Origin of the sequence: Sulfurovum lithotrophicum, assembly GCF_000987835.1 — a bacterium.
GTDB classification, from domain to species: domain Bacteria; phylum Campylobacterota; class Campylobacteria; order Campylobacterales; family Sulfurovaceae; genus Sulfurovum; species Sulfurovum lithotrophicum.
Map to the genome: position 1 here is coordinate 685,123 of NZ_CP011308.1, position 24,959 is coordinate 710,081.

Below are 24,959 nucleotides of genomic sequence, written 5' to 3' on the forward strand. Positions count from 1 at the left end.
CATCAGGAAAAGCCATGCCACATTTAAAAGTAAAACCTTTCGACAGTGCAGCAATAGAAGAAAAACTGCCCGACAGTTCCATCATGACCTTTCGTGCCAAGGCCTTGAAAGGGGACGATGAGATCATCGGCGTGGAGCATGGGGGAGAAGAATTTCTGCTTCAGATAAAACCTGACAATAAAGCTACTTTGGTCAAATACGACAAAGTGACACGTCCTTTGAAGGTTAACCTTCTCAAAGAGGCTTTGGACAAAGTTTCAAAGGAACTTGGGCTGGAAATTCTCAGCTCGAATATCGCACTCTCAAACGGGAAACCGCCTCTGGCATCGGAGTACTTCAAAAAGATCGAGGATTTTGAAACGATCGCATATCCCAAAGAGAAGATCTCCGTTGAGGTGGGTTTCGGTTCGGGGCGGCATCTGCTCTATCAGGCACAGAAAAACCCCGATACGCTCTTCATAGGGCTTGAGATACATACCCCTTCCGCGCAGCAGGTACTGCGACAGATAGAACTGCAGGGACTGGAGAATATCTGGGTGGTCAATTATGATGCCAGGCTCTTTCTGGAAATGCTGCCATCCAACAAATGTGAGCAGATCTTCGTCCACTTTCCCGTACCATGGGACAAAAAACCGCACAGACGTGTGATCTCTCCGAGTTTCCTTGCCGAGTCGATGCGGGTACTGCGCAGAGGCGGCAGACTGGAACTAAGGACTGACAGTGACAAGTATTTCTGGTATGCGCTTGAAACCTTTTTTGCCGTACCGAAGACCGAGGTGGAGATACGCAAGAATGAAGCCCTTGAAGTCACCAGCAAATATGAGGCGAGATGGCGGAAACAGGAGAAGGACATCTACGATGTCTATGTAAAATGCAGTGAAGATTCCGACGAGAGGGACCTGCGCATAGACTTTAATTTTACTAGTGTAAAATATACACCAAATCTGGAAGAATTCCTGCAAAAAAAAGCTTTGGTCTTCGATGGGTATTTCGTGCATTTCGAACGCAGCTACAAGGTGGGGAATAACGCATTGCTTGTCAAATGTGCCTTCGGCAGTTTCGACAGGCCTGAACACAAATACATACTGGTCGAAGAGAATGACAGCAGATATTTTGCCTCCCAACCGGTAAAGACCACGGTCAATTATGCCGCACATCAGAAGATCATAGAACTCTTGACACAAAAGGAAAACAATGTCTAATGTCATCAATGCTTCCCATCTTACACTGGCGTATGACGACGGCAAAAAAGAGATCATTAAAAATGCCGGTTTCAGCATTAAAAAGGGAGAGTTCGTTTTCATTACCGGTCCGAGCGGTTCCGGGAAATCGACACTGCTCAAAGCACTTTACGGTGCGCTGAAGCCTACAGAGGGAAATCTCATTGTCGGAGGGCTTGACCTGGCCAATATCAGTACAGGGAAACTTCAGGAACTGCGCACTCACCTGGGGATCATCTTTCAGGACTATAAACTGGTCAACGAGTGGACGGTGGCGAAGAACGTGGTACTGCCCCTGATGATTGCGGGTTACTCTGTAGATGTACAGAATACTCAGGCGCAAAGGCTGCTCAAACACGTCAAACTCTCCGAACATGCCGACAAGTTCCCCTTGGAGCTGAGCGGTGGTGAGCAGCAGCGTGTGGGGGTGGCAAGGGCACTGGCGAAGAACCCGGTCGTGATACTTGCCGATGAGCCTACCGGCAACCTTGACGACTACTCTTCCAACGTGATCTGGGACCTTATGGAGAATGCCTGCCAGCAGCTTGAGACGACCGTGCTGGTTGTGACACACAAAATTCCGACGATCTTCTCTCTGCCGTACAGACATTTCATCATCGAAAGCAAGGGTGTTTATGAAGTTCATTAAAAACCATCTCATGTTCATACTGCCGCTGATGGCGATTCTGCTCGGTATAGAGTTCTACCTTGTGTTTGACAGAACGACGGACTCCTATGAAAAAGGGCTCAAAGAAGGGTATACGATGTTCGTTGTCTCCAAAAAGCCTATGACTTTTAATGATTTCAAAGCGCTCAATGCGCATATCGCCAGTTCCGAGAAGATCAAGCGTGAAGCGGTGGTCAGTGACATTGTCAAGGGGATCAATAACAGTAACAAAAAAGAGATCCTCAAAGCCCTGCCGTATTTTTACAATATCGGGCTTGATTCCTACCTGCACACATCCGAACTTGACAAGATCAAGAATGACCTTGAATCAAGCAACGATATTCAAAGGGTGGAGACATTCGGAAGCAGTTACAGTTCGGCATATCGTCTCTTCTCTTTCATCAAATTTACACTGAAGCTTTTTATCGGTTTCATGGGAGTGGTCAGTTTACTCCTGATCATCAAGCAGATGGAGATATGGAAATATGCACACAAACGCCGTATGCAGGTCATGGAGATCTTCGGTGCCCCGCTGATGCTGCGTTCGGGTGTGCTTTTTAAAGTAGCTATCGCCGATGCTATTGTGGCAACATTCATCACTGCAATGATCTTTTTGTATATCAAGTTTGAGTGGGCGGCAAAAAGCGGTATAGATATTATGATGAAGAACCAGGAAGATCTTTTCAGGTTGAGCGACCTTGCTGTCCTGCTGGGGTCTGCACTGATCATTGTACTGATATCAGTCTACTCTGTCGTATTCTCAAGTAGTGGAGTGGAGGAGTGAGACTTCTACTGCTCTCTTTTTTCGTTATCTCAGCACTGCTTTGGGGTGCTTCTACGACAACGAAGATTAAAAAATCCAAAAAAGACCTTACGACGATTGTCAAAAATAAAAAAAAGACCAGCAGACGGCTTGGGAAAATTGCCCAGGATATCAAGGCGGCAGAAAAAGAGATCGCTGTACTGAGCAAAAAAATAGAGGAACTCGAAGTGGAGCAGAGTAAGAACGAGACACGCTATGAAGTACTCCAAAAAGAGCTTGTTTCATCGAAAAAAGCGCTTGAGAAGACCAGTAAAGAATTGGAAAAAAAACACAAACAGTTCATTTCACTGCTTTCCGAACAGTTTTCCGTCATCTTTGCCATGAAGCAGGCCAAATATGAACCAACGCGTGATTCCATTATTTCGCAGGAGATATACAAAGCATACAAAAAGCTCAATGATCAGGAACTGGAAGTACTGAAAAAAGATATTTCGGTACTGCGCAAACGGAAAAAAGAAAAACTTGCTCTCCAAAAGAAGACACAGAGTGAGATAGCGCGCATCATCAAAAAACGCAAGTTGTATACGCAGAAAAAAAAGGCAAAAGAGAAGCTCTTGAAAAAGCTGGCAGCCGATGAAGAGAAATACAATGCCAGGCTCGCAAAGATTGAAGACAGGCAGAATAACCTGCGTGCGACGCTGGCCGAACTGAATATTTTGCATAAAAAAGAGGTGGAAGAGGCCCGCAGGCGTGCCGAAGCAAGAAAAGAGGCCATCCGTCTGGAAAAAGAGAGAAAAAGACGCATAAGAAAAGAGAAGGAGCTGGCACGTGCCAAGGCCAGAAAAGCCAAAGCAGCGCTCAAAAGAGCTAAAACGGAAGAAGCGAAGAAGCAGGCACGCCTGGCTGCCAAAAATGCGGCAAAAGAGGTCAAAGAGGTTGAGCTGAAATCCAAAAAACAGAGTGAACGGGTACGTCAGGTAAACTCCTCCTACAAGCAGGAAAAAGTGGCGGCCTATCGTGGCGGGAAGACAATCCCTCCCATTAGGGGTGCAAGGGTCATCAAGAAGTTCGGAACCTATGTCGATCCGGTTTACAAGATCAAGATCTTCAATGAAGGTATTACACTTCAGGCACCAGGTTCCTCAGCGAAGGTTCAGAATGTTCTTAACGGAAAAGTGGTGTTCGCCGGGAAGAGCAGTATGCTTGGGAAAGTGGTCGTTGTAGCACACAGCGGCAAGATGCACACAGTCTATGCCGGGCTTTCGAAGATCGCACCCAACATCAAAGTGGGCCGTAAGATCAAAAAGGGATATGTGATCGGAAAAGTCAGTAAAAAACTGATGTTCCAGGCGACTAAGAATTCCAAACATATCAATCCTCTCAAGCTGATACGACTTTAACCCCCTCCTAAACCTCTTTTGGATATAATCGCGAAATTATATACAGGGGTGTGCTTGTGACAAAAAGAGTATTGGTAAAGTTTTCCGGTGAAGCATTGGCAGGTAAAGAGGGGTATGGTATCGATACCAAGATCCTCAAGTTCATTGCTAACGAGATCAAGGCACTGGTAGATGCCGGCATGGAAGTGGCGATCGTTGTGGGCGGTGGAAACATCATTCGCGGTGTGAGTGCGGCGGCTGACGGGATTATCAAGCGAACGTCCGGGGACTACATGGGTATGCTTGCGACCGTGATCAACGGAGTGGCGATCCAGGAAGCTTTGGAGCATATCGGGCTTGAGGCGAGGCTGCAGTCGGCGATCGACATGCATGAGATAGGTGAAGCCTTCATCGTCAGACGTGCGAGAAGACACCTTGAAAAAGGGCGTGTCGTTATCTTTGCAGGCGGTACAGGTAACCCGTACTTCACAACAGATACGGCTGCAACGCTCAGGGCATCCGAGATAGAGGCTGAGATGCTTATCAAAGCGACCAAAGTGGACGGTGTGTACGACAGGGACCCTAACAAGTTCGACGATGCTGTCAAGCTTGATACGTTGAGTTATGAGCAGGCCTTGACCAAAGATATCAAGGTAATGGACGATACCTCTATTGCTTTGGCAAGAGAGAACAGCCTGCCTATCGTGGTATGCAATATGTTCGAAGAGGGAAATCTCCTTGCGATCATGAAAGGCGACATGAGCCTCTGTTCTATTGTAAAATAGCGCCAAATGGGAAAACCCCCATATTGACTATGCTGATGCTGTATCAACTTCAGTAGTTGACTTATGCGACGTGTCACATTACACAGAAGACAGGAATTAAAACAAAATATTTTTTGAAGGATTAAAATGAGAACAGAACAACTGACTGCGAAAGCACTGGAAAAAGTAAATTTCGACAAATATCTTTTGGCAAATGCCGTAGGTAAAAGAGCTGAGAAGATCGCCAACGGTGCCGAGGTGCTGTTGGATTACGATACAAGTGATATGAAATATACCGACATCGCACTCAGAGAGATTGCTGAAGGTAAGATCACTGTAAGTTTAGAAGGCTAAAACACCTTGGACGCTTTTTTATCGAAAGCTAAGAACATACACAGCATAGAAGAAGCGAAAGCACTTCTGTGGGCACAGATTCCACATCCCCTCCCTTCCACAATCAAAGCCCTTGAGCTTGCAATGACGGCCCATGACGGACAGAAGCGAAAAAGCGGTGAGCCTTACATCGTACACCCCATTCTGGTCGCAGCTATCACTGCGGCTTTTTCCAATGATGAAACCATGGTACAGGCGGCATTGCTGCATGACGTAGTGGAAGATACTCCATTTGACATCGAGGACATAAGAAAGCAGTTCGGAGACGATATTGCCCATATGGTCGGGGGATTGACGAAGATCGTTGAAATACGTGATGAAGAGCTGGTACCGTTCGGATCCGATGAGCGGCTGATCAACTCTGCACTTACCTTCAGAAAGATGCTTATCGCTTCGATCAAAGATATACGGGTGCTGGTCATCAAACTCTGTGACCGTTTGCATAATATGCTAACCCTGGATGCCCTTCCTCCCGAAAAACAGAAACGTATTGCTGAAGAGACACTGGTGGTCTATGCACCTATTGCACACAGGTTGGGTATTTCGCGTCTGAAGAACAGTCTGGAAGACCTGAGCTTCTTTTACATCTACCCGGATGATTATAAAAAAATCGATACCTATATTCAAAACAATGCACAGAACCTGCAATTCAAACTTAATGCATTCATCCACAGAGTGAAAGACACCATGAACAAAGACGGATTCTCCGACAAGGATTTCGAGATCATCGGCAGGGTCAAGCACTACTACTCTATCTACCTGAAGATGCATCGCAAGGGTGTGAGCATCGATGAGGTACTTGATCTGCTGGCAATCCGCATTATTGTCAAAGAACCTATCGAGTGTTATCGGGTACTTGGGCTGATGCACCTGAACTTTACACCGCTGATCTCCCGTTTTAAAGATTATATCGCTATTCCAAAAGAGAACGGTTACAAAACGATACATACGACACTTTTCAACGAAGAGGGGATCGTAGAGGCACAAATACGTACCGTAGATATGCACAGACTGGCAGAGTACGGTGTCGCAGCACACTGGAAGTACAAGGACGGTGCGGACAGTGTGAACCTTGAATGGCTGGAGAGTCTGCATTTCCAGAATGAATCGATCGAAGAGTTCTATGAACTGGCCAAATCGGACCTTTTCTCCGAAGATATTACGGTCTTTTCTCCCAAAGGGGACTACTTCACTCTTCCCAAAGGTTCCGTGGCACTTGATTTTGCCTATGCCATACACTCGGAAGTGGGGGCCAATGCGACCGGTGCTCTGGTTAACAAGCACAAGTCTTCGCTTCTGACGGTACTTAAGAATGGTGATATTGTCAAGATATTGAAAGATGATGAACCACACCTGCACTGCTCCTGGCTCGATACGGTCAAGACCTCCAAAGCCAAAGAGGGGATACGCAGTCACTGCAGGGCGCGGATCAAAGAGGTAGATACTCTCAGTGCTTATAATATATTGGGGACACTTTTCTCGCGGCATCCCGATAAGATCAGACTGCTGATACAGCGTATGGGTCTGCAGGATTCGATACATAAACTTCCTTCGCACCTTTCATACTACAAAGATGTGATCCATAAGGTCGCTGACTATATGGGAGAAAAAGAGGTACGTTTCTGGGAGCTGCTGAAACGGGGCTACAAGGTACCGAAACTCAAAGAGATTGAGCATTTCAGGTTCTATACCAACAAGCCGCTGGACGGAGTAGAGTTCGATTACTGCTGCCATCCAAAAGTAGGGGACCAGATTGTTGCGTTTTATAAGGACAGTAAGGCTATTATACACCATAAATTATGCAAGCATGCCTATGCCAAGATCAAGGCGGGCGAGGCGATGGTCCATGTGGACTGGCGTTTCTCCAAGATGTCGCGCTACAGGCTGATCATCAGCCTGCAGAACCAGAAGGGCGCGCTTGCGGATATGCTGACGAAACTGACACGGCTGGACTTAAATGTCATCAGTATTGAACTGGGTATACAGAGTTCCGAGAGTGCCGAGTATTGCCAGCTCGAAGTGGAAAGCAGTGAAAGCAAACGCAGTGTTCTCAAAGAGAAACTGACACAGAAATTCAAACTCATCGACATCGTCAGTCTTGACGATGCGTACAATAAATAAAAGATCAAAAGAAGAAGGAAAGAAATGGTAGAGCAGGCGTTGGAAGAGATAAGCAGAGGTACCGCGGAGATTATCGATATGGAGCGTATCGAAAAGTTGGTCTCGAAGTATTATGAAGACGGTACAACGTATACGGTCAAAGCAGGCTTTGACCCTACCGGAGCCGATCTGCACCTTGGGCATACTGTCCTCCTGCAAAAGCTCAAAGCCTTCCAGAAGCACGGCGCACGTATACAGCTGCTCATTGGTGATTTTACTGCGATGATCGGTGACCCGACAGGGAAGAGTGAAACAAGAAAGGTCCTTGACAGAACGACAATTCTTGAGAATGCACAGACCTACCAGGACCAGGTCTTCAACATACTTGATAAAAGTAAAACAGATGTGGTATTCAACTCGACCTGGCTTGAAGCGCTGGGCGCGGCGGGTATGGTTTCTTTGACAACGACTTTCAATGTGGCACGTATGCTTGAACGTGATGATTTTGAGAAACGCTATAAGAGCGGAAAAAGCATCTCTATCTCTGAATTCATCTATCCTCTGCTTCAGGGCTATGATTCTGTAGAGCTGCAAAGTGACATTGAGATCGGCGGAACGGACCAGAAATTTAACCTGCTGATGGGTAGATTCCTTCAGCGTGCCTATGAGATAGATAAAGAACAGGCTGTCCTGATGATGCCGATCCTCGAAGGGCTTGACGGTGTACAGAAGATGAGCAAGTCGCTTAACAATTACATCGGTATCACGGAAGAACCAAAAGATATCTATGCCAAGACGCTTTCTGTCTCCGATGAATTGATGTGGCGCTATTACGAGCTTCTGAGTGAGAGACCACTTGAAGAGATTGCACAGATGAAGCAGGATGTAGCTCAGGGGAAACTCCACCCTAAAACAGCGAAAGAGAATCTTGCACTCGAACTGGTCACAAGATTCTATAATAAAGAGTTGGCTACACTTGCCAAAGAAGAGTTTGACAATGTCTTCAAAGCCAACCAGCTGCCTTCTGATATAAACGAGATCGAGGCGGAAGAGGGGATCTGGATATGTAAAGCCCTGGTGGATGCGGGTATAGAACCTTCTACTTCCCAGGCAAGAAGAGATATTAAACAGGGTGCGGTACGGATAGATCAGGAGAAGATCTCCGATGAGAAGATGAACCTGGAAGCGGGAGAGTATATCCTCCAGGTAGGAAAAAGAAAATTTGCGAAAGTGAAGGTGAAGTAATGTTGTTCAAACCATTTAAGATCGGAAAGTATACGATCGAGAAACCGATCATACAGGGTGGAATGGGTGTAGGTATCTCTTGGGACCAGTTGGCAGGGAACGTCTCCAGAGAGGGAGGACTCGGCGTGATCTCTGCTGTAGGAACAGGGGTATACAAGAACAGAAAGTATTTGCATGGAAATGAGATGGTTGGAAAAGATCACAGACCGCTTGAAGCGATCAATTTCTATTCATTCAATGCACTTAAACATATTTTTGAGAATGCCAGAGAGATATGTGGTGATGCACCTTTGGCTGCAAATATATTGTACGCACAGAGCGAGTATGACCGTGTGGTACAGGATGCCTGCAAAGCCGGTGCCGATATTATTATCACCGGTGCGGGTCTGCCTTTGACCATGCCGGATGCAGCCAAAGATTACCCGGAGGTTGCACTTGTGCCCATTGTCTCTACAGCCAAGGCACTTCGTATTCTCTGCAGAAGATGGAAAAAGACACATAACAGGTTACCCGATGCGGTTATTGTAGAAGGGCCGCTCAGTGGTGGGCATCAGGGCTTTAAATACGAAGAGTGTTTTCTACCTGAGAACCAGCTTGAGGCGATCCTCCCTCCTGTAGTGGAAGAGGCGAAAGAGTGGGGTGATATTCCTGTAATCGCTGCCGGAGGTGTCTGGGATCATGATGATATCGTAAGAATGATGGAACTCGGTGCGTCTGCGGTGCAGATGGGGACACGTTTCATCGGTACGGTAGAGTGTGATGCCAGTCAGGTCATGAAACAGGTTATTATAGACTCTACTGAAGATACGATCAAACTGTTCAAATCGCCTGTAGGCTACCCTGCGCGCGGTGTGAGAACGGAACTCCATAAGCGTATTGAAGAGGGAACGGCACCAAAAATTGCCTGTATTTCCAACTGTGTCACGCCTTGCCATCGTGGTGAGGAAGCGAAGATCGTGGGATACTGTATCGCCGACAGGCTTTCGGATGCTTACGATGGTATCGCAGAGACGGGACTTTTCTTTACCGGTGCCAACGGCTATAGACTCAATGAGATCATCACTGTCAAAAAACTGATGGATAAACTGATGAACGGAGAAGAGAAATAGAGTGAAATTGCTTGGGATATTTTTTGCCGTTCTGCTTAGTCCCATTCTGCTTTTTTCGTCGCCGACACTGCTGAAAAAAGCGGAACTTCAAAAAGGCGAACTACACCTCTTCTTCAGCAAATCCTACAGTAAAAGCAATATCAGACATTTTATGCTGAAAACACCCTATCGGGAAGTGTTCGATCTCAAAAATGTACGTTTGGCAAACCAAAGAGTAGGGAAGAACCTTTCCACGCCGCACTGCCAATCGATCAGGGTCTCACAGTACCGGAAAAAGATGGTCCGTATCGTGATTGAAACAGAGAAAAAGTATGTCTGCAATGCCTATCAGCCGCTGTTCAGTTTTAACAGTTATCACATACCCCTGCCGAAATTCACTGTAACACACCCTACACGTCTGAAAAATAAACATTATGTCAATAAGAAAAAAGAGGTATCCGGTACCAAAAACGTCAAAAAAGTATCTGTGGTCTATAATCGTCCTAAAAAAAGTGTCTTAGAAAAGTTTGACAAAAGAGCTTCATATGCATTGCACAGAAAAGAGCGTATCGTGATCGATGCGGGACATGGAGGACATGATACAGGGGCGATTGCAAGGGGGAAAAGAGAGAAGGATCTTGTGCTTCAGATCGCCAAACGTCTGGAAAGGCAGTTAAAGAAAAGAGGCTATGCTGTCTCGATGACCCGGCGCAGTGACCGTTTTATAAAACTGAAACAGCGTACGAAGATCGCAGACAAAAAAGATGCAAAAGTCTTTGTCTCTATCCATGCCAACTCGGTACCAAAAAGAAAACAGAACAAGGTACATGGAATAGAGACTTTTTTTCTGCAGACGACAAGAGATGCCAAATCCCAGCGTATTGCAGCCCGTGAGAACAAGGCAGTCCTGAAAGGGGCTGGAGATAAACTCAGCAAACATGTGATCATTGACTCGGTACTGAACGGTCCGAAGATCGTTCAGTCCAACAAACTGGCCATCGATGTACAGCGGCGTATCATGACCAACCTGCGTGCCAACTACAGGGGGGTGAAGGATGGTGGGGTACGCTACGCACCTTTTTGGGTACTCGTAGGGGCAAGCAGACCATCCATACTGGTCGAAGTGGGCTATATTTCCCATCCCCGAGAACGAAAAAGACTCTTTACTCCAAAATACCAGGAGCTGATCGCCAAAGGTATTGCCGAAGGAATCAGCAATTACCTCGACAACCGAAGAAAAGAGATCGATTTTGACTAGTTTTTTACAAAATAGAATGGAAGATTTATATGAAGTTGAGTAAAACTATTATAGGAGAAGAACAATGCGATATATAAAATATTTTTTACTGGGAATACTTTTAGTCCTGATAGTAACGGGATGTGTAGGCCCTGACAGATCGGATGATCTTGTAGTTATCGATGCGGGTCACGGCGGGCATGACTGCGGTGCTCTTTGTGCGGGGAAACAGGAAAAAGATCTTGTGCTGCAGATTACCAAAAAACTGGCAAAAGAGTTCAAAAGAAAAGGTTACAGAGTCTATTTGACCAGGGGTAAGGACAAGTTCCTGAAACTGGGAGAGCGAACCCGCATTGCCGACAAGATGGATGCGAAGGTTTTTATCTCCATCCATGCCAATGCCATAGCGGACAAAAGCAGATTTGAAGCGGTGGAGGGTATCGAGACCTACTTCCTGCAGAAAACACGGGATGCACGTTCCCAAAGGGTAGCAGCAAGAGAAAATGTCGCCGTGCTGCAGGGAGCGGATGCGCTCAGTAAAGATGTCATCATTGACTCGGTCCTGAACGGTCCGAAGATCGTTGAGTCCAACAAGCTGGCTATCGATGTGCAGAACGGTATCATGAGACAGGTAAGGAGCAAATACAAAGATGCCAGAAGCGGCGGGGCGAAACCGGCACCTTTTTATGTTCTTGTAGGAGCCAGCCGTCCTTCAATTCTTGTCGAGGTAGGGTATATCACAAATTCCAAAGAAAGAGCAAGGCTTTTTAAAGCTGACTATCAGGAGCGTATCGCTCAAGGGATCGTAGCGGGGGTAGGCAGATACCTGGATAACCGAAAAGCAGACAGCGGGGTTTAAATGAAGCAGGGTGCTGTCGCATGACAGCACTATTGCCAATTATATTTTCCAATCGAATATTTTCTTTATATTTTGTCCCAGTTCATTTATTATTCATAAAAGCATGGTACTATTTATAAAAAGAAGGTGAGGCTATGAAAAAGATCATTGTGGGAAGCCTGCTGACAGTGGGAAGCTGTATGGCTATTGAAGTAGGGGTAATACCGCCTAGTGTTACGTTGAGCGGAGTGAACGGCGGCAAGGTCGGTGGAGGCAGTTGGAGCTCTTCCATGCTGAAAGGAAAAGTGCACATTCTTTTTTATGTGGACCCTGACGAGCGTGACCTGAACAAAGCTTTGACACAGGCACTCAAGCAACGCCATTTCAACAGAAAGAAGTATGCCTCTGTTGCCATGATAAACCTGGCAGCGACCTGGCTGCCCAATGTTATTTTGGAGTCCAAACTCAAAGCCAAGCAGAAAGAATTTCCCGATACGATCTATGTCAAAGACAAGAAAAAGGTTGTATTGAAAAAGTGGGATCTTGCAGATGACAATTCGGATATTCTGATTTTTGACAAAAAGGGTAGGCTGATCTATAAGAAATATGGAAAACTGTCGGATAAAGAGATAGGAAACGTACTTGCGTTGATCGAAAAGAATCTATAGATATCTTTTTTTGAACCATACGTAGTAAAGAGTGAAAAATATGAAACCTGTCCCCAAGACGGCAGTGATGCTCTCCAGGCTTAAATTCCATTTTGAAGCATACCCGATGAAAAGAGCCGTAGTGACGTTGGAGAGCATGAAAAACATGTCATTGTAGGAAATGACACGGCCCATGTATTTTTGTTCTGTTTCTTCCTGTATGAGCAGGTAGGTGTAGGACCAGAGTGTGGTAATGAAGAATCCTGTCACAAACAGGGAAAACAGCGCAAGGTAGAAGCTGTACTCAAGCTGTGACCAGAGGATGATGGAGGCACCCTGAAGCAGGAAGAACCAGTGTAGGTTCTCTCTGGAAATGACCTTTCCTATGAAAAAAGGGCCGATCATCAGTCCCAGGGCACGTGTGGCATTCATGAGCCCGATGGCAAGAGGCACGGCGATAAGTTCCTTGTACCGGAAGTCTGCCAGCAGGGTGATGAGCGCATCGAAACTGGTTAGACCGATGGCAGCATGGAAGAAGATGAGATGCAGCAGTTTTCTTTGTGACTTGAGGTAGAAAAAACCCTCTTTGAGCATCTGCCAATTGGAACCGACATGGATGGCCTGCTCCAGGTTGACCTGCAGGCCGAGCAGCAAGAGAAGAGCGGTTGCATAGAGGAGGGCATCCATCATAAAAGCAGCATCAAAACCGATATAGTAGGTTATAATGCCACCAACGGCCATACCTGCGGCGTAGGTGAAGGACCAGATAATGGAGTGGATCTCATTGGTATTTTTGAGCATTTTTCCTTTGAGCAGTTTGGGAAACAGTGCCATCTCAGCCGAAAAGAGTACGGATGCCGCGGCAGAACGCAGGAAGATAAGCAGCATCAGTACCCAGACATAGGCAAGCGAGTCGATGAAAATGAACCCGATGGTGGCGAAGATCTCCGTGCATAGAAGTACAAGCATCAGTTTCTTGAAGTCGATACGGTCAATGATAATGCCGATGATCGGTGCGAGTATGACGGCGGGAAGCATTGCCATAGCAGCGGTGAGGGCAATGGTGACTTCGTCGGCGTCGAAAAAGACGAGCATGGAGAAAATGGCGACCTGTGAGAACCATGTGCCAAAATAGGAGATAAGCTGAATAGCGGAAAGCCTTGCTACAATAGGGTGTTTCAGGGTTTCTCTATAGGTCATGGAGAGTATCAGGCTTCGTCGTTCAGGCCGTAGCGGATATGCTTTTTTTCAAGGAGGTCTATATACTTCTGGAAGGACTCTTTGGCTTTGGCTTTGTCATGTGAAGCGACAGAGATGGAAACACGCCATCCGTCAGAGTAGAGTTTGGGAAGCGAAGAGAACTCCACCTCTTTGGGCATCTGTTCCATCACTTCGATGAGTTCATTCTCTTTGCAGAGGGCCGTAAGAGTATAACGGTAATAAGTCTTGCTCTCTGGCAGCAGTTTTTTCATGATCTCTTCAAGCATCGGATGGCTCATTTCGGGAAAACCCGGCATGAAAAAATAGCGCTCGTCCAGAGAGAAGGCCGGCATTTTGTTGACGGGATTATCAAGCAGTTCTGCCCCTTTGGGAAGTTCCGCCATTTTAATGGGGTGTGGATAGGCGGCTTCACCCAGTTTCTCTTCTATGATCTGTTTGGCTTCTGGATGTTCATATAGTACGCCGTTGCGTAGTGCAATAGCCGCACATTTTCTGGTATGGTCATCGGGTGTGGAGCCGATGCCTCCGAAAGAAAAAAGTACAGGATTGGGTTGTGAAGCGATGAATCTAATGGTCTGTACAATGAGTGCCGGGTCATCTTCTATGATGAAAGAGCCGGTGAGTTTGGCACCTTTTTTTGCCAGTATCTTTGTAACAAAATCAAAGTGCTTGTCCTGACGTCTGCGATTGAGGATCTCGGTACCGATAATGAGAGTGAAGAAGTGCGGGGTGGACGACATGCTGTATCCTTGTGGAATCTGTAGAGTGTTTAAAAGAGACTGCCCCATATTTTGTGTAAGTAAAATCCGTCACTTTTATATAAATGTATTTTATCTAATTTCACCTGACTTTGCAGCTATCCTTCTTATAGAAAAATGGATACCAAAAGACAATAACTGGAGCTATTGAATGAGTCAAATAGCCAGTGAGTATAGCTAAGAATTACTTTATCTCTTGCTAATATTAATGACAGACCCTTATACTTCTTATACTTTCAGGAGCGACTATATATAGGCATCGAGTTTTTTTGGCATACCAAGATGATAGCCCTGTATAAAGGTGATATCCAGTTTGCATACCTCATCATAGATCTTTTGGTTTGAAACATATTCGGCAACAAGATCATAACCGAATTTTTCAGCAAGAATCTTGATGGAACCGATGACTTCACGTGCTTTCACGTTGTTCAATTCAAGTTCACGTATTAAACTGCCGTCTATTTTAAGTATGTCAACATTCAGACGAATAAGGTAACTGTAGTTGGCAAACCCGCTTCCAAAATCATCAATAGCGATCTTTGAACCATGCTCTTTTAGTTGGCTGAAAATAAAGTTCACCCTGTCATAATCACGTATTTCATTCTGTTCAAGAATTTCAAAAGTCAAGCGGTTGGCAAGCTCTTTATGGGTATAAAGGTACTCCATGATCATATGCATCATATCATGATTGTAAAGATCATCAAGATCGATATTTACCGAAAACTCTGTATTTTCATATTTCTCAAGCATCCTGAAAACATCTCTGAGTACGAGTTTGCTCATCTTGATATAGTAATTTGTTCCTCTGATGATCGGGATGAAGTTATTGGGTACAATGAGAAAAGATTCATCCTCTTTATCGACAAGACGCACCAAGGCTTCAAATTTTGCAATCTTTTTGCTTTGCGCATAATAGATAGGCTGATAGAGACACACCAGACGCTCTTCATCAAGTGCTTTCTTTATATCATCTACATCGCGATGCTTCATCTCACGATAGCTTTGAAGTTCCAATATCTTCAGATCATTCTTGCCTCTGCTCTTGATCTTAAACAGTTCTTCATCAAGCAGACGCAATACATGCTGTATATCGGCCGTTCCTTCAGGGATCTTAAGTGCACTCATTGAAAGCGTCATGCGAACGACTTCGTTCTCTACAAGATAACGTTTTTCATTTATCGTATCAAAGATTCTTTGTGTAATCATATTCAGTGAATCACCCTTATTCATGATCACAAAAAATTCTGCCCCACCGATCCGAATAATCAATGCATCTTCAGGCAGAAGTGATGTAAGTGTCTGGACAAACTTTTTGAGTACTATATCACCCTTTTCATAACTTAGTGTTCTGTTGATCTCCTTGAATTCGTCAATATCGATCAATATAGCATTATACCGGTCAACAGGATTGCGGTTGAAGAACTCTTCCATGTAGAGTTTTGTTTTTGCAAAGGTCAATGGGTCGATAAGGATTTGTTTTCTGAACATATAGTACTTATATGTGACAATAATTAAAAAGAGAAAACTGGCTCCAAGAAATACTTGTATTAAAATGATCACACTGTGTAGAGGTGAATTGAAATCATCAATGTACTCTCCGTACCACTTAGAAAGATCAAGTACAAGTAGCGCTTCTGTTTTTCCATTCAGTACCACCGGATATAGTACAGAGAGCCAGACACCCTTGACATCATCTTTCTGCTTGATGATCTTTACTTGCTGTGTGCGGTAAACGTCATTAAAGAGCGTACTCCCCGGAAAGAAAGGGGTATTGTATTCCTCCTTATCCTTTTTTGAGCCGTCAAGTAAAAAACGGTAATGGTTTTTTTTGTCTTTTTTGAGTAAAAATATATATTGGTATTTTGGTATGATAAATGCCTCGAGCATCTCATTGAGCTCTTTTCTCAATGCGGGATCAGATGCAAGACGTTCTGAAAGATTCTTTCCGCCTCTTCGTATGATCCACTCAGCAATATTTTTTGCATAGACTTCTGTTTTGTGTATCTCTTGTTGCCGCAGCTTTTTAGTACTTTCAGTGACCATATACTGCATATAGGCAGCGAATATGATCATCAAGGTCAATAAAAGTGCAGTAGCCCTTGTTGTAATGAGATGGTTGAGTCTCATAAGCTCTCCACAATGAAAGGACGGTACTCTTGCGGCAGTTCAATATGATGTTCTTTCAATCTTGAATCAATGAAAAGAAGCTGCGAACGCCCTTTTTTCCAATATAGCGCTCCGATAATACCAGCGTGATCTTTCAGTAAATGATAGTCTGTAGCAAATACCAATATCTGCTTATTACGTTGCAATACATCATGAAGCCGTTCATATGCGTTTTCATTCGATACGATGATAATATCCGATGCCTCAGGTACATTGACAATTTTAATCTCATGTGATCTTGCAAAGATAGAGTGAAGTTCCGGATCAGCCGTATATATTTTGACGGTATCACTTCCTGCCAAACTTGTCAACAGCTCACGATACACTTGCAGTGTACTCTTCTTCTCCCAAGCATACAAATGACCATATAGCAAGCTTAAAAAGAGCAGTATTCTAATCAAAACAGGTACTCCAGTTCAATCGTAAAACGTCTGTCTATCGGTGTAACGGAGAGCGGTTCCATTATTGTAGGCGGCTGGGTGGTGACATCAAGCCGATATAGTTTTGTCTTTTTTGCCCTATTGAGTATATTGTCACCCTTTAACGTAATACTCAACTGTTCTGTCAGATTCCATGAAACAGTACTTGTCCAGTCAAGATAATTCTTCCAGTCCAAACTGTTTCTATGCCATACAAGTCCATTGTAAAAATCAAAATTTCCATAACTATTGAAGAAGCTGAAATATCCGCTGATGTCATCCAGGTTGTCCAGGTTAAAAATATTATTGTACCGTGCATAGTAAAGCTGTAAATTTAATTTATTGTCTCTGTCGAATGCATAATCATAATTCAAAATGGCTGTATAGTACTCTGTTTCCCCCGTATTGGCAATAAGTGAGTTCTTCAAAAGCCCATTCTCATCTTTCATCATATGTAAAATGAGACGTATTTGCTGATTCTTAGTATGAAAGGAGACCTCCTGAGTGAAACCAAGTGTGGTTTGTGCTTCCGCCGTTAAAGTCTGCTCAGGGTAAAAATAGCGCATCAAAGGTTCAAGTGCGACCTGTGTTCGGTAAAGATACGCTTTGTAGCCCCATTCATCACCCGTAAAGATATACCCTAATCTCAACTGAAGCAAGGAGTCATTTGTCACACCACCATTGCGTACAATATAGTTGTAGGAGAGCCCAGCACTCAACAATTGATCCTCGGTCAGCATATATTGGTCCTGAAAAAAGAGTGAACCGATTATTTCATGTGAAAAGTCAAAAGCATCTGTTCCCATATTTTCACTTTTTAAGGAGTCAAAAGACTTGTACCGTCCTTTTACACCTGCTGTAATATGGTGATTTTTAAAAACATCGTTATAGGTAAGATCAGCTGTATAAGTACTGTTTTTACTTTCTCCGATGAAAGTATTGTTTTGATTTACACCATTCCACCAGGCGAAAGGTTTGTCATCAATATAGTTCATATCGGTTTTTAACCAATCATACGATATCTGAGCATGCAATACGGAAGAAAGATCAATACCGTAATCCATGTGTAGATTCAAATAATTCGTATTGGACTCAATCGGTGTAGCATCCCAGCTGGGTCCGGCAAATGAATCTGTACGTTTATCCATGATCTGAAGATGAAAAATCTGTGTATCTGTTTTAATGTAGGAAAATATCTGTGTACGTTCAAAGTCACGACTCAAAGGGACCGGTGTACCGTTATCGACCTTCTCGCGTATCGCATTGGTATGCGAAAGATTGACCATGTATGAAAAGTTTTCTCTCTGCTCTCCATAACTGGCAGTCTGCATATTGTAGCCACGACTTCCCTGAATGAGACTTACTTTCCCGCCACTGTCACGCTTGGGGTCTTTGGAGTAAAGATAAATTGTCAAAAAAGCCGGCTCGACCGATGTTTCAAAAGAGGGTGTCAAATAATAAAACTCGATATGGTCTACAAAATCTATATTGACATCTCCGTAAAGTACCAGTCCGCTCCCAAGCCATCCCTGCGTAATCTCTACTCCGTCAATAAAAAGTCTGATAAAGTTGCTTCTGTACGGTTCAAAGCTTCCAGACGTAAGCGGATCGGGTAAGGCATACCGGTTCTCATGATAGTAGATAACTGGGGTGGTCTTGAAAACATCTTTCAGTGTTTTTGCATGCATTCTTTCAAGTTTTTCCCTGGTAAAAAGAACAAGATGCCCTTTATTCGCATCGATCGTTTTCTGGCTCAATGCATTTTGTCTGTCATACTCTTTAAGTAAGCTGTTGATATCCCCTGCCTCTGTAAATACAAAAAAAACAAAAGTTAACAGTATATATTTCAATGGCATTGTATTTCTTCCTTCAATATTCAACCTCCTTAAATACATGCATTTATTATATCCTTTCACTCATAAAATTTCCTTTTCAAAAGATTATAATATTTATTATTCTATACTAATACTTACTATTACACTTTGGAATATATCTTGATTTAACAGAGAGCAGCATGACGGAACCTTCTATTTTTCACCTTTTGACAGAAGTGTACTCGCTTCATCTTGCTGTGACCGAACAAGATATTGAGTCAGTAAAACAGGTACGTAAAGAAGCACTTTTGCCGGCATATCAGACCTATGCGGATATTGAAGATGAATCTGCTTTTCTCTATAACCGGGATGATGAACAGTCTTTTATCTATCTGCTTCAGCATAACGCTACCCAAAAATATGTGGGTACCATACGGGTTTTTTTTGTTAATGACGCCACACCCATCCAGAAGATCCCCATGCAGATATACGGTCATGTTAAAGAGATAGAGTCCTACGTAGCCGAACATCCCGTCTGTGAAGTTTCAAGACTTGCACTTTCCGGTTCTATCGAACCGTATGAAGGGCTTTCGGGATTGCGCTTGCGTACATACCTGACCGTAGGATTGATGTCGGCCATTGGTATTAATGCATTTCTCTACCCGTGCAATTCTATTTTTGCCATTATGGAGCCTGCACTGTACCGTATTTTAAAACGACAGGGGATTGATTTCGAACCGGTTGGTCCGGCAGTTGAGTATTATGGGAAGCGTATTCCTCACATGATCGGGAGAAAAGATTTGATCTTCGGGTCAAAAGAGATCCTCGGAGAGATCACTCTCCACTATCTTTCCAAACTTTGCCAAGATCCGGACAGGTTTTGGGCATTTGTTGACAGACATCCCTATCTCGACCGTTCCAACATGCATCTTTCAAAAATCTGTCAATGTTTTGAGAAAGCGACACAACCGGTCAGTATACCGTCACTCTATATAGGTACATAATTGCTTTATTTTCTGTCAACATGATCAAGGTTGGATTTGGGGTCTATGAAACATAATATCTGTGCAGATGTCTACAGTTGAGAGTTTCGGTACCAATGATACAAGTGATGAGTTATAGGGCGGAGATTGAAAACATGAAAGGTGCGTGAAATGCACCCTGCGAATCACTCTTCGATATAATTCTTGAGCTTTCTGCCCACTTTAGGGTGTTTGAGCTTTTTGATGGCTGAAGATTCAATCTGTCTGACACGTTCACGGGTGACATTGAGCTCTTTCCCGATCTCTTCAAGTGTTCTGTCGCTTTCATCCTCAAGCAGTCCGAAACGCATCCGGATGACGGCTTTTTCTCTTTCGTTAAGCTGATCGAGTACCTCGTCTATCTGGTTGTTCAGGTCATCTTTGAGTACGGAATCTGTCGGTGACAATGTTGTTTTATCCTCGATGAAGTCACCGAATCTTCCGTCATCCTCGTCCCCTACAGGTGTTTCAAGTGAAACAGGTTCTTTGGTGATTTTGATGACGTTCTTGACCTTGTCCACGGTCAGGCCAACTTCTTTGGCGATCGTTTCAAGATCGGGCTCTTTTCCTGTCTCCTGAAGATGCTTTCTGATGATCTTGTTAATGCGGTTGATCGTTTCAATCATATGGATAGGAATACGGATGGTCCTTGCCTGGTCAGCGATGGCACGGCTGATTGCCTGACGGATCCACCAGGTTGCATAGGTGGAGAATTTGTACCCTTTTTCATATTCGAACTTATCGACGGCTTTCATCAGGCCGATATTTCCCTCCTGAATGAGGTCGAGGAAAGGCAGACCTCTGTTCGTGTAGCGTTTAGCGATGGAGACGACCAGTCTGAGGTTTGATTTTGCCATACGTGTCTTGGCTACTTCGCTTTTGGCCTTACCCTGACGGATCTGCTCAAGAATGGCCTTGAGTTTCTCTTCACTCAGGTCGAATCCGCCTTTACTTGCCTCTCTGGTCTCAAAAAGTTTCTTGATCTCCACATAGGTACTGACCATAGTGGTCTCCGGTACGGCATCGATGATATCTTCTTTGTCCATATTGATAATATTGTCGAGTATTTTCTGGTGGTTTTCTCTGAGCGTATCGTTGAAGAGAGGGAGTTTGTACTCCAGACGTTTAAGCTCTTTGTCAAAACTGTCGTCACTTTTGAGTGCTGTCTCCATCGCCTTGACCAGTTCGTTGATCAGTTTGGATGTCGGCCCGAGATCAAGCAGTGCTCTTTTAAGCTGCTCTTTTTTAAAGGCAATCTTGAGTCTTTCGTGGGTGATCTTGACAGGATCGGTCTCTGTTTCCATGAATTTCTCAAGATCCTCGCGTGCTTTCATCCACTCTTTTTTGGCCTTTTCGAGTTTTTTGAAGCTCTCTACGACCTGCTTGACCCTTTTGTCATTCTTGGGTGCACCTGCTTCTCCGCTTTCACCTTCTGCAGCTTCGTCGTCTGCATCCCCTTTGTCATCTTCGAAACTTTTGAAAAGCTCTTTGACGCGTCTTTCCCGGTTGAGCAGGGGCTCTTTGTAGTTGAGGATATAGCCGATGAGGTAGGGTACGGAACAGATAGCATCGATGATGATGTCCTCTCCCTCCTCAATACGCTTGGAAAGGTCGACCTCTTCTTCTTTGGTCAGAAGAGGGATCTTGCCCATTTCACGCAGGTACATTCTGACCGGAGAGTCGGAGCGGCTCCATTCGAGAAGCTCTTTCTCTTTGTGCAGATCAAATTCATCTTCCTCTGATGAGCCTTTTTTACGGGCATCTTCTCTTCGTTTTTTCTCTTTTTCTATGAGGTAACTGGCATATTCGGAAGCGGAAATGATCTTGATCTTGTTCTCTTCGGCAAGCTTATAGATCTTCTTTGCCTGGGCAGCGGTAATCTGCTTGTTGAACTCTTTGGCGATATTCTCAAAAGTGACTACATCCCCTTTCTTTTTGGACTTTAATAATGTTTCCACGTTTTTCATACTGTCTTTTGCTGCCATGTTTGTCCTTGATTTTTCAGAAGATGAGGTTTAAAAATTAATTAAGGTGGATTATACCGAAATTTTCTTCATTTTTACCGTTAAATTTGTTAAATTTCAGTTTTTTGGCTATAATCGCGAAAATTTTTATGGAATTCAATTCCAGTTAAAGGATGAACTTTGCAAGGTAAAGTTTGGAAATTTGGTGACAATATCGATACGGATCTGATCATCGCAGCAAGATACTTGAATACGAGTGAGCCTGCAGAACTGGCTAAACACGTTATGGAAGATGCGGACCCTGAGTTCGTTTCCAAAATGCATGAAGGCGACATCATTGTAGCGGGTGAGAACTTCGGATGCGGTTCGAGCCGTGAACATGCGCCTATCGCGCTTAAAGCAGCTGGGATCAATGCCATCATCGCACCTACTTTCGCGCGTATCTTTTACAGAAACGCCTTCAATATGGGATTGCCTATCTTTGAACTTCCCGAAGCCGAAGAGATCAATGAAGGTGATGTGGTCAGGGTCGATATGGATGCAGGCGAGATCATCAATGTGACACAGGCAAAGACATATAAGTTCACCCCGATCCCCGACTTCATGCAGGAGTTGGTCAATGCCGGAGGGCTGATAGAATTTGCAAAACAGGAAATCCAGGAAGGAGCAAAGTAATGAAAACATATAAAATAGGTGTGATCAAAGGTGACGGGATCGGTCCGGAAATTGTAGATGAAGCGATCAAAGTACTCGACGCGGTCTCTGTAGCACAGGGATTCAACCTTAAATATGATGAAATGCTGCTTGGTGGTTCAGCCATTGATGAGACAGGCGTACCTCTTCCGGAAGAGACCATCCAGGGGGTCAAAAAATGCGACGCCGTACTTTTCGGTGCGATCGGCGGGCCAAAGTGGGACAATCTCGAGCGTCATTTGAGACCTGAAACAGGCCTTCTGGGACTCAGAAAAGAGATGGGAACCTTCGCCAACCTCAGGCCGGCAATGGTCTATGACGAACTGGTTAATGCTTCAAGCCTCAAGCCTGCCGTGATCCAGGGTGTGGACATCATGGTGGTACGTGAGCTTACAGGCGGTATCTACTTCGGGCAGCCAAGAGAGCTGCATGAGGACGAAGCGTTCAATACCATGATCTATACGAAAGAAGAGGTCAGACGTATCGCGGTCGTGGCATTTGATATCGCTATGAAGCGGGACAAACGTATCTGTTCCGTTGACAAAGCCAATGTGCTTGAAGTCAGCCAGTTCTGGAGAGAGATCGTCGAAGAAGTAGCCAAAGACTACCCAGAAGTGGAACTTTCCCATATGTATGTGGACAATGCCGCTATGCAGCTCATCCGTGACCCCAAACAGTTCGATGTGATTCTGACAGGAAATATCTTCGGTGACATCCTTTCTGATGCAGCCTCCATGCTTTCAGGTTCCATCGGGCTGCTTCCGAGCGCGAGTACCGGTAAAGGAGTAGGCTTGTTCGAGCCGATACATGGTTCTGCACCCGATATCGCAGGCCAGGGGATCGCAAACCCGCTTGCAACGATCTCGAGTGCCAGTATGATGCTGCGATATGCCCTGAATGAAACAGTTGCAGCAGACAGGATAGATGAGGCGATCAGAAAAGCACTTGCGGAAGGCTATAGAACAGGTGATATCGGTGACTACGATGCCAAAGAGATTTGTACATGTACAGAAATGGGTGATATTATCGCCGATTATGCGAGCCGATAAGATCTGATGGAAACTAAAGCACGCGTACTCATTGACTGTCACGATGCCAAAGGTCTGGTTTACAAGATCTCCAAAATCTTCTATGAGCGGGATCTGAATATTGACTCCAACCGCGAGTTCGTCGACAAAGAGAAAGAAAGATTCTTCATGCGTACCGTTGTCTCCGGGACGTTCGAGATAGATGAACTCGATGTGGCGCTCAGGGAAGTGGCACCCATAGATGCACATATTCGGGTGATCGCTCCCAAAGACAAGAAAGTAGTGCTTCTTGCAACGAAAGAATCCCATGCTCTGGGAGACATTCTTATTCGTAATGCAGCAGGCGAACTGGGTGCGAGTATCGAATGTGTCATTGCCAACCATGAGACACTTCGTGAGCTGGTAGAGCGCTTCAACATTCCTTTCTTCCATGTGCCTGCCGAAGGCCTGGTCAGGGAAGAGCATGAAGCCAGAATTATGGAAAAGATCGATGAGCATGACTTTGACTTCATTGTACTTGCCAAATACATGCGTATATTGACCCCTTCTTTCGTCGCGGCCTATCCGAAGCAGATCATCAACATCCACCATTCGTTCCTTCCTGCATTCATTGGGGCAAATCCCTACAAACAGGCGTATGAGCGAGGGGTGAAGATCATCGGTGCGACGGCACACTTTGTTACGAACGACCTGGATGAAGGACCGATCATCGCACAGGATGTTATTCCGGTGAACCACCGTTTTGACTGGAAAGAGATGCAGCGTGCCGGACGCGATGTGGAAAAAGTGGTCCTCTCCCGTGCACTCAACCTTGTGCTGCATGACCGTGTTTTCGTCAACGGAAACAAAACGATCATATTTTAAACCATGTTCAATATAGTACTGGTCGAACCCCAGATACCGCAGAATACCGGGACAATCGGACGTCTCTGTGTCAATCTTGGTGCAACACTGCATCTCATCAAACCTCTTGGGTTTGATATCGATGACAAAGCAGTCAAGCGTGCCGGTCTGGACTACTGGAAACATCTTGACCTGGTGGTCTGGGAGAGTTTCGAGGCATTCCTGAAAGAACATCCCATTGATGAACACAGCTACATGGCAACGACGAAAACGGACAATCTCTACTTCAATGCTCCGTTTAAAAAAGGGGATTACATCCTTTTCGGTTCCGAGACCAAAGGGATCGATGAAAAAGTGCTTCTGGCCCATCCTGAGCAGTGCATTACCATTCCCATGGGCGGTAAAGGAAGAAGTCTCAACCTCGGTGTGAGTGTGGGGGTGGTCATCTATGACGCACTGCGCCAGAACTATGAGGGATTCGAGAAAATCACGATCCCCAATACCCTCAAGGAATCCTGATATGTCTTTTGGAGATATTCTGTATATTGTTGTTGCTATCCTCTTTGCTTACATGACCTTTGTCATCATCAGAAACAATTTCCGTTCCAAATTCGATGAAGAGCAGAGACGGAAAGACCTTGTAGATGAGTATGAAGATGACTATACTGAGGACAAGGACTAAACCCCTAT

General features: G+C 44.8%; 23 protein-coding genes and 1 pseudogene. 18 read left to right on the forward strand and 6 right to left on the reverse strand.

Going from position 1 to position 24,959, the window contains the following annotated elements; genetic code table 11:
- Positions 1 to 14: 14 nt before the first annotated feature.
- The 12 genes from trmB (at position 15) to YH65_RS03395 (ending at position 12,362) form a co-directional block, all read left to right on the forward strand.
- Complete coding sequence (gene trmB, locus YH65_RS03340) at positions 15 to 1,202, forward strand: tRNA (guanosine(46)-N7)-methyltransferase TrmB (protein WP_046550622.1); 1,188 nt, start codon at positions 15 to 17, stop codon at positions 1,200 to 1,202.
- Positions 1,195 to 1,869, forward strand: coding sequence for a cell division ATP-binding protein FtsE (locus YH65_RS03345; RefSeq protein WP_046550623.1), 675 nt, complete (start codon positions 1,195 to 1,197; stop codon positions 1,867 to 1,869). The genes trmB and YH65_RS03345 overlap by 8 nt, the downstream gene beginning before the upstream one ends.
- Positions 1,856 to 2,671 (forward strand): hypothetical protein, encoded by an 816-nt coding sequence (locus tag YH65_RS03350; RefSeq protein ID WP_046550624.1) that lies wholly within the window; start codon positions 1,856 to 1,858, stop codon positions 2,669 to 2,671. The genes YH65_RS03345 and YH65_RS03350 overlap by 14 nt, the downstream gene beginning before the upstream one ends.
- On the forward strand, positions 2,668 to 4,050 hold the full coding sequence (locus YH65_RS03355; protein WP_046550625.1) for a murein hydrolase activator EnvC family protein: 1,383 nt from the start codon (positions 2,668 to 2,670) through the stop codon (positions 4,048 to 4,050). Before YH65_RS03350 ends, YH65_RS03355 begins: the two co-directional genes overlap by 4 nt.
- A 56-nt stretch (positions 4,051 to 4,106) precedes the next feature.
- Positions 4,107 to 4,814, forward strand: a complete 708-nt coding sequence (pyrH, locus tag YH65_RS03360; RefSeq protein WP_046550626.1) for a UMP kinase — start codon at positions 4,107 to 4,109, stop codon at positions 4,812 to 4,814.
- A 126-nt stretch (positions 4,815 to 4,940) separates the two neighbouring features.
- Positions 4,941 to 5,147 carry a DNA-directed RNA polymerase subunit omega gene (locus tag YH65_RS03365; RefSeq protein WP_046550627.1) on the forward strand — a complete coding sequence of 69 codons (207 nt, stop codon included), beginning with the start codon at positions 4,941 to 4,943 and terminating at the stop codon, positions 5,145 to 5,147.
- 6 nt (positions 5,148 to 5,153) lie between these two features.
- Complete coding sequence (locus tag YH65_RS03370) at positions 5,154 to 7,307, forward strand: RelA/SpoT family protein (protein WP_046550628.1); 2,154 nt, start codon at positions 5,154 to 5,156, stop codon at positions 7,305 to 7,307.
- Between the two features lie 24 nt (positions 7,308 to 7,331).
- A complete protein-coding gene (tyrS, locus tag YH65_RS03375; protein WP_046550629.1) occupies positions 7,332 to 8,531 on the forward strand; it encodes a tyrosine--tRNA ligase in 1,200 nt (399 codons plus the stop codon).
- Positions 8,531 to 9,640, forward strand: coding sequence for a nitronate monooxygenase (locus YH65_RS03380; RefSeq protein WP_046550630.1), 1,110 nt, complete (start codon positions 8,531 to 8,533; stop codon positions 9,638 to 9,640). Before tyrS ends, YH65_RS03380 begins: the two co-directional genes overlap by 1 nt.
- A 1-nt stretch (position 9,641) precedes the next feature.
- A complete protein-coding gene (locus YH65_RS03385) occupies positions 9,642 to 10,877 on the forward strand; it encodes an N-acetylmuramoyl-L-alanine amidase (RefSeq protein WP_046550631.1) in 1,236 nt (411 codons plus the stop codon).
- A gap of 64 nt (positions 10,878 to 10,941) precedes the next feature.
- Positions 10,942 to 11,715 carry an N-acetylmuramoyl-L-alanine amidase family protein gene (locus YH65_RS03390; RefSeq protein ID WP_046550632.1) on the forward strand — a complete coding sequence of 258 codons (774 nt, stop codon included), beginning with the start codon at positions 10,942 to 10,944 and terminating at the stop codon, positions 11,713 to 11,715.
- A 134-nt stretch (positions 11,716 to 11,849) separates the two neighbouring features.
- Positions 11,850 to 12,362, forward strand: coding sequence for a YtfJ family protein (locus YH65_RS03395; protein ID WP_046550633.1), 513 nt, complete (start codon positions 11,850 to 11,852; stop codon positions 12,360 to 12,362).
- On the opposite strand, the gene YH65_RS03400 is transcribed toward YH65_RS03395, so the two are convergent.
- The 5 genes from YH65_RS03400 to YH65_RS03420 all read right to left on the reverse strand — a co-directional run bounded on the left by YH65_RS03400 (position 12,357) and on the right by YH65_RS03420 (position 18,761).
- On the reverse strand, positions 12,357 to 13,541 hold the full coding sequence (locus tag YH65_RS03400) for an MFS transporter (protein WP_046550634.1): 1,185 nt from the start codon (positions 13,539 to 13,541) through the stop codon (positions 12,357 to 12,359). The two genes, YH65_RS03395 and YH65_RS03400, sit on opposite strands and share 6 nt — an antisense overlap.
- A gap of 8 nt (positions 13,542 to 13,549) precedes the next feature.
- Positions 13,550 to 14,302 (reverse strand): competence/damage-inducible protein A, encoded by a 753-nt coding sequence (locus tag YH65_RS03405; RefSeq protein WP_046550635.1) that lies wholly within the window; start codon positions 14,300 to 14,302, stop codon positions 13,550 to 13,552.
- A 264-nt stretch (positions 14,303 to 14,566) separates the two neighbouring features.
- Positions 14,567 to 16,447 (reverse strand): bifunctional diguanylate cyclase/phosphodiesterase, encoded by a 1,881-nt coding sequence (locus YH65_RS03410; protein ID WP_046550636.1) that lies wholly within the window; start codon positions 16,445 to 16,447, stop codon positions 14,567 to 14,569.
- Positions 16,444 to 16,887, reverse strand: coding sequence for a hypothetical protein (locus tag YH65_RS03415; RefSeq protein ID WP_046550637.1), 444 nt, complete (start codon positions 16,885 to 16,887; stop codon positions 16,444 to 16,446). The genes YH65_RS03410 and YH65_RS03415 overlap by 4 nt, the downstream gene beginning before the upstream one ends.
- Positions 16,884 to 18,761: a TonB-dependent receptor gene (locus YH65_RS03420; protein ID WP_046550638.1), complete on the reverse strand. Its 1,878-nt coding sequence runs from the start codon at positions 18,759 to 18,761 to the stop codon at positions 16,884 to 16,886. Before YH65_RS03420 ends, YH65_RS03415 begins: the two co-directional genes overlap by 4 nt.
- A 158-nt stretch (positions 18,762 to 18,919) precedes the next feature.
- Here YH65_RS03420 and YH65_RS03425 point away from each other — a divergent pair, with 158 nt between their 5' ends.
- A complete protein-coding gene (locus tag YH65_RS03425; protein WP_046550639.1) occupies positions 18,920 to 19,723 on the forward strand; it encodes a lysophospholipid acyltransferase family protein in 804 nt (267 codons plus the stop codon).
- Positions 19,724 to 19,887: 164 nt separating this feature from the next.
- On the opposite strand, the pseudogene rpoD reads toward YH65_RS03425, so the two are convergent.
- Positions 19,888 to 21,735 (reverse strand): annotated as a pseudogene (gene rpoD / locus YH65_RS03430) (RNA polymerase sigma factor RpoD); the annotation flags it as partial.
- A 150-nt stretch (positions 21,736 to 21,885) separates the two neighbouring features.
- Here rpoD and YH65_RS03435 point away from each other — a divergent pair.
- Genes YH65_RS03435 through YH65_RS11525 form a run of 5 tightly spaced genes read left to right on the forward strand, consistent with a single transcriptional unit; the run spans position 21,886 to position 24,951 of the window.
- Complete coding sequence (locus tag YH65_RS03435) at positions 21,886 to 22,380, forward strand: 3-isopropylmalate dehydratase small subunit (RefSeq protein WP_046550641.1); 495 nt, start codon at positions 21,886 to 21,888, stop codon at positions 22,378 to 22,380.
- Positions 22,380 to 23,447, forward strand: a complete 1,068-nt coding sequence (gene leuB / locus YH65_RS03440) for a 3-isopropylmalate dehydrogenase (protein WP_046550642.1) — start codon at positions 22,380 to 22,382, stop codon at positions 23,445 to 23,447. Before YH65_RS03435 ends, leuB begins: the two co-directional genes overlap by 1 nt.
- A gap of 6 nt (positions 23,448 to 23,453) precedes the next feature.
- Complete coding sequence (gene purU / locus YH65_RS03445) at positions 23,454 to 24,290, forward strand: formyltetrahydrofolate deformylase (protein ID WP_046550643.1); 837 nt, start codon at positions 23,454 to 23,456, stop codon at positions 24,288 to 24,290.
- A gap of 3 nt (positions 24,291 to 24,293) precedes the next feature.
- Positions 24,294 to 24,788, forward strand: coding sequence for a tRNA (cytidine(34)-2'-O)-methyltransferase (locus YH65_RS03450; protein ID WP_046550644.1), 495 nt, complete (start codon positions 24,294 to 24,296; stop codon positions 24,786 to 24,788).
- A gap of 1 nt (position 24,789) precedes the next feature.
- On the forward strand, positions 24,790 to 24,951 hold the full coding sequence (locus YH65_RS11525; protein WP_012083462.1) for a hypothetical protein: 162 nt from the start codon (positions 24,790 to 24,792) through the stop codon (positions 24,949 to 24,951).
- The last annotated feature ends 8 nt before the right edge of the window (positions 24,952 to 24,959 follow it).

What these genes read in the sequence shown, in the direction of transcription:
- YH65_RS03410 (WP_046550636.1), bottom strand. Translation starts at nt 16,447, where the DNA reads ATGAGACTCAACCATCTCATTACAACAAGGGCTACTGCACTTTTATTG.
- YH65_RS03365 (WP_046550627.1), top strand. Translation starts at nt 4,941, where the DNA reads ATGAGAACAGAACAACTGACTGCGAAAGCACTGGAAAAAGTAAATTTC.
- tyrS (WP_046550629.1), top strand. Translation starts at nt 7,332, where the DNA reads ATGGTAGAGCAGGCGTTGGAAGAGATAAGCAGAGGTACCGCGGAGATT.
- YH65_RS03390 (WP_046550632.1), top strand. Translation starts at nt 10,942, where the DNA reads ATGCGATATATAAAATATTTTTTACTGGGAATACTTTTAGTCCTGATA.
- YH65_RS11525 (WP_012083462.1), top strand. Translation starts at nt 24,790, where the DNA reads ATGTCTTTTGGAGATATTCTGTATATTGTTGTTGCTATCCTCTTTGCT.
- leuB (WP_046550642.1), top strand. Translation starts at nt 22,380, where the DNA reads ATGAAAACATATAAAATAGGTGTGATCAAAGGTGACGGGATCGGTCCG.
- YH65_RS03350 (WP_046550624.1), top strand. Translation starts at nt 1,856, where the DNA reads ATGAAGTTCATTAAAAACCATCTCATGTTCATACTGCCGCTGATGGCG.
- YH65_RS03420 (WP_046550638.1), bottom strand. Translation starts at nt 18,761, where the DNA reads ATGCCATTGAAATATATACTGTTAACTTTTGTTTTTTTTGTATTTACA.
- purU (WP_046550643.1), top strand. Translation starts at nt 23,454, where the DNA reads ATGGAAACTAAAGCACGCGTACTCATTGACTGTCACGATGCCAAAGGT.
- YH65_RS03380 (WP_046550630.1), top strand. Translation starts at nt 8,531, where the DNA reads ATGTTGTTCAAACCATTTAAGATCGGAAAGTATACGATCGAGAAACCG.
- YH65_RS03395 (WP_046550633.1), top strand. Translation starts at nt 11,850, where the DNA reads ATGAAAAAGATCATTGTGGGAAGCCTGCTGACAGTGGGAAGCTGTATG.
- YH65_RS03345 (WP_046550623.1), top strand. Translation starts at nt 1,195, where the DNA reads ATGTCTAATGTCATCAATGCTTCCCATCTTACACTGGCGTATGACGAC.
- YH65_RS03425 (WP_046550639.1), top strand. Translation starts at nt 18,920, where the DNA reads ATGACGGAACCTTCTATTTTTCACCTTTTGACAGAAGTGTACTCGCTT.
- trmB (WP_046550622.1), top strand. Translation starts at nt 15, where the DNA reads ATGCCACATTTAAAAGTAAAACCTTTCGACAGTGCAGCAATAGAAGAA.
- YH65_RS03400 (WP_046550634.1), bottom strand. Translation starts at nt 13,541, where the DNA reads ATGACCTATAGAGAAACCCTGAAACACCCTATTGTAGCAAGGCTTTCC.
- YH65_RS03405 (WP_046550635.1), bottom strand. Translation starts at nt 14,302, where the DNA reads ATGTCGTCCACCCCGCACTTCTTCACTCTCATTATCGGTACCGAGATC.
- YH65_RS03450 (WP_046550644.1), top strand. Translation starts at nt 24,294, where the DNA reads ATGTTCAATATAGTACTGGTCGAACCCCAGATACCGCAGAATACCGGG.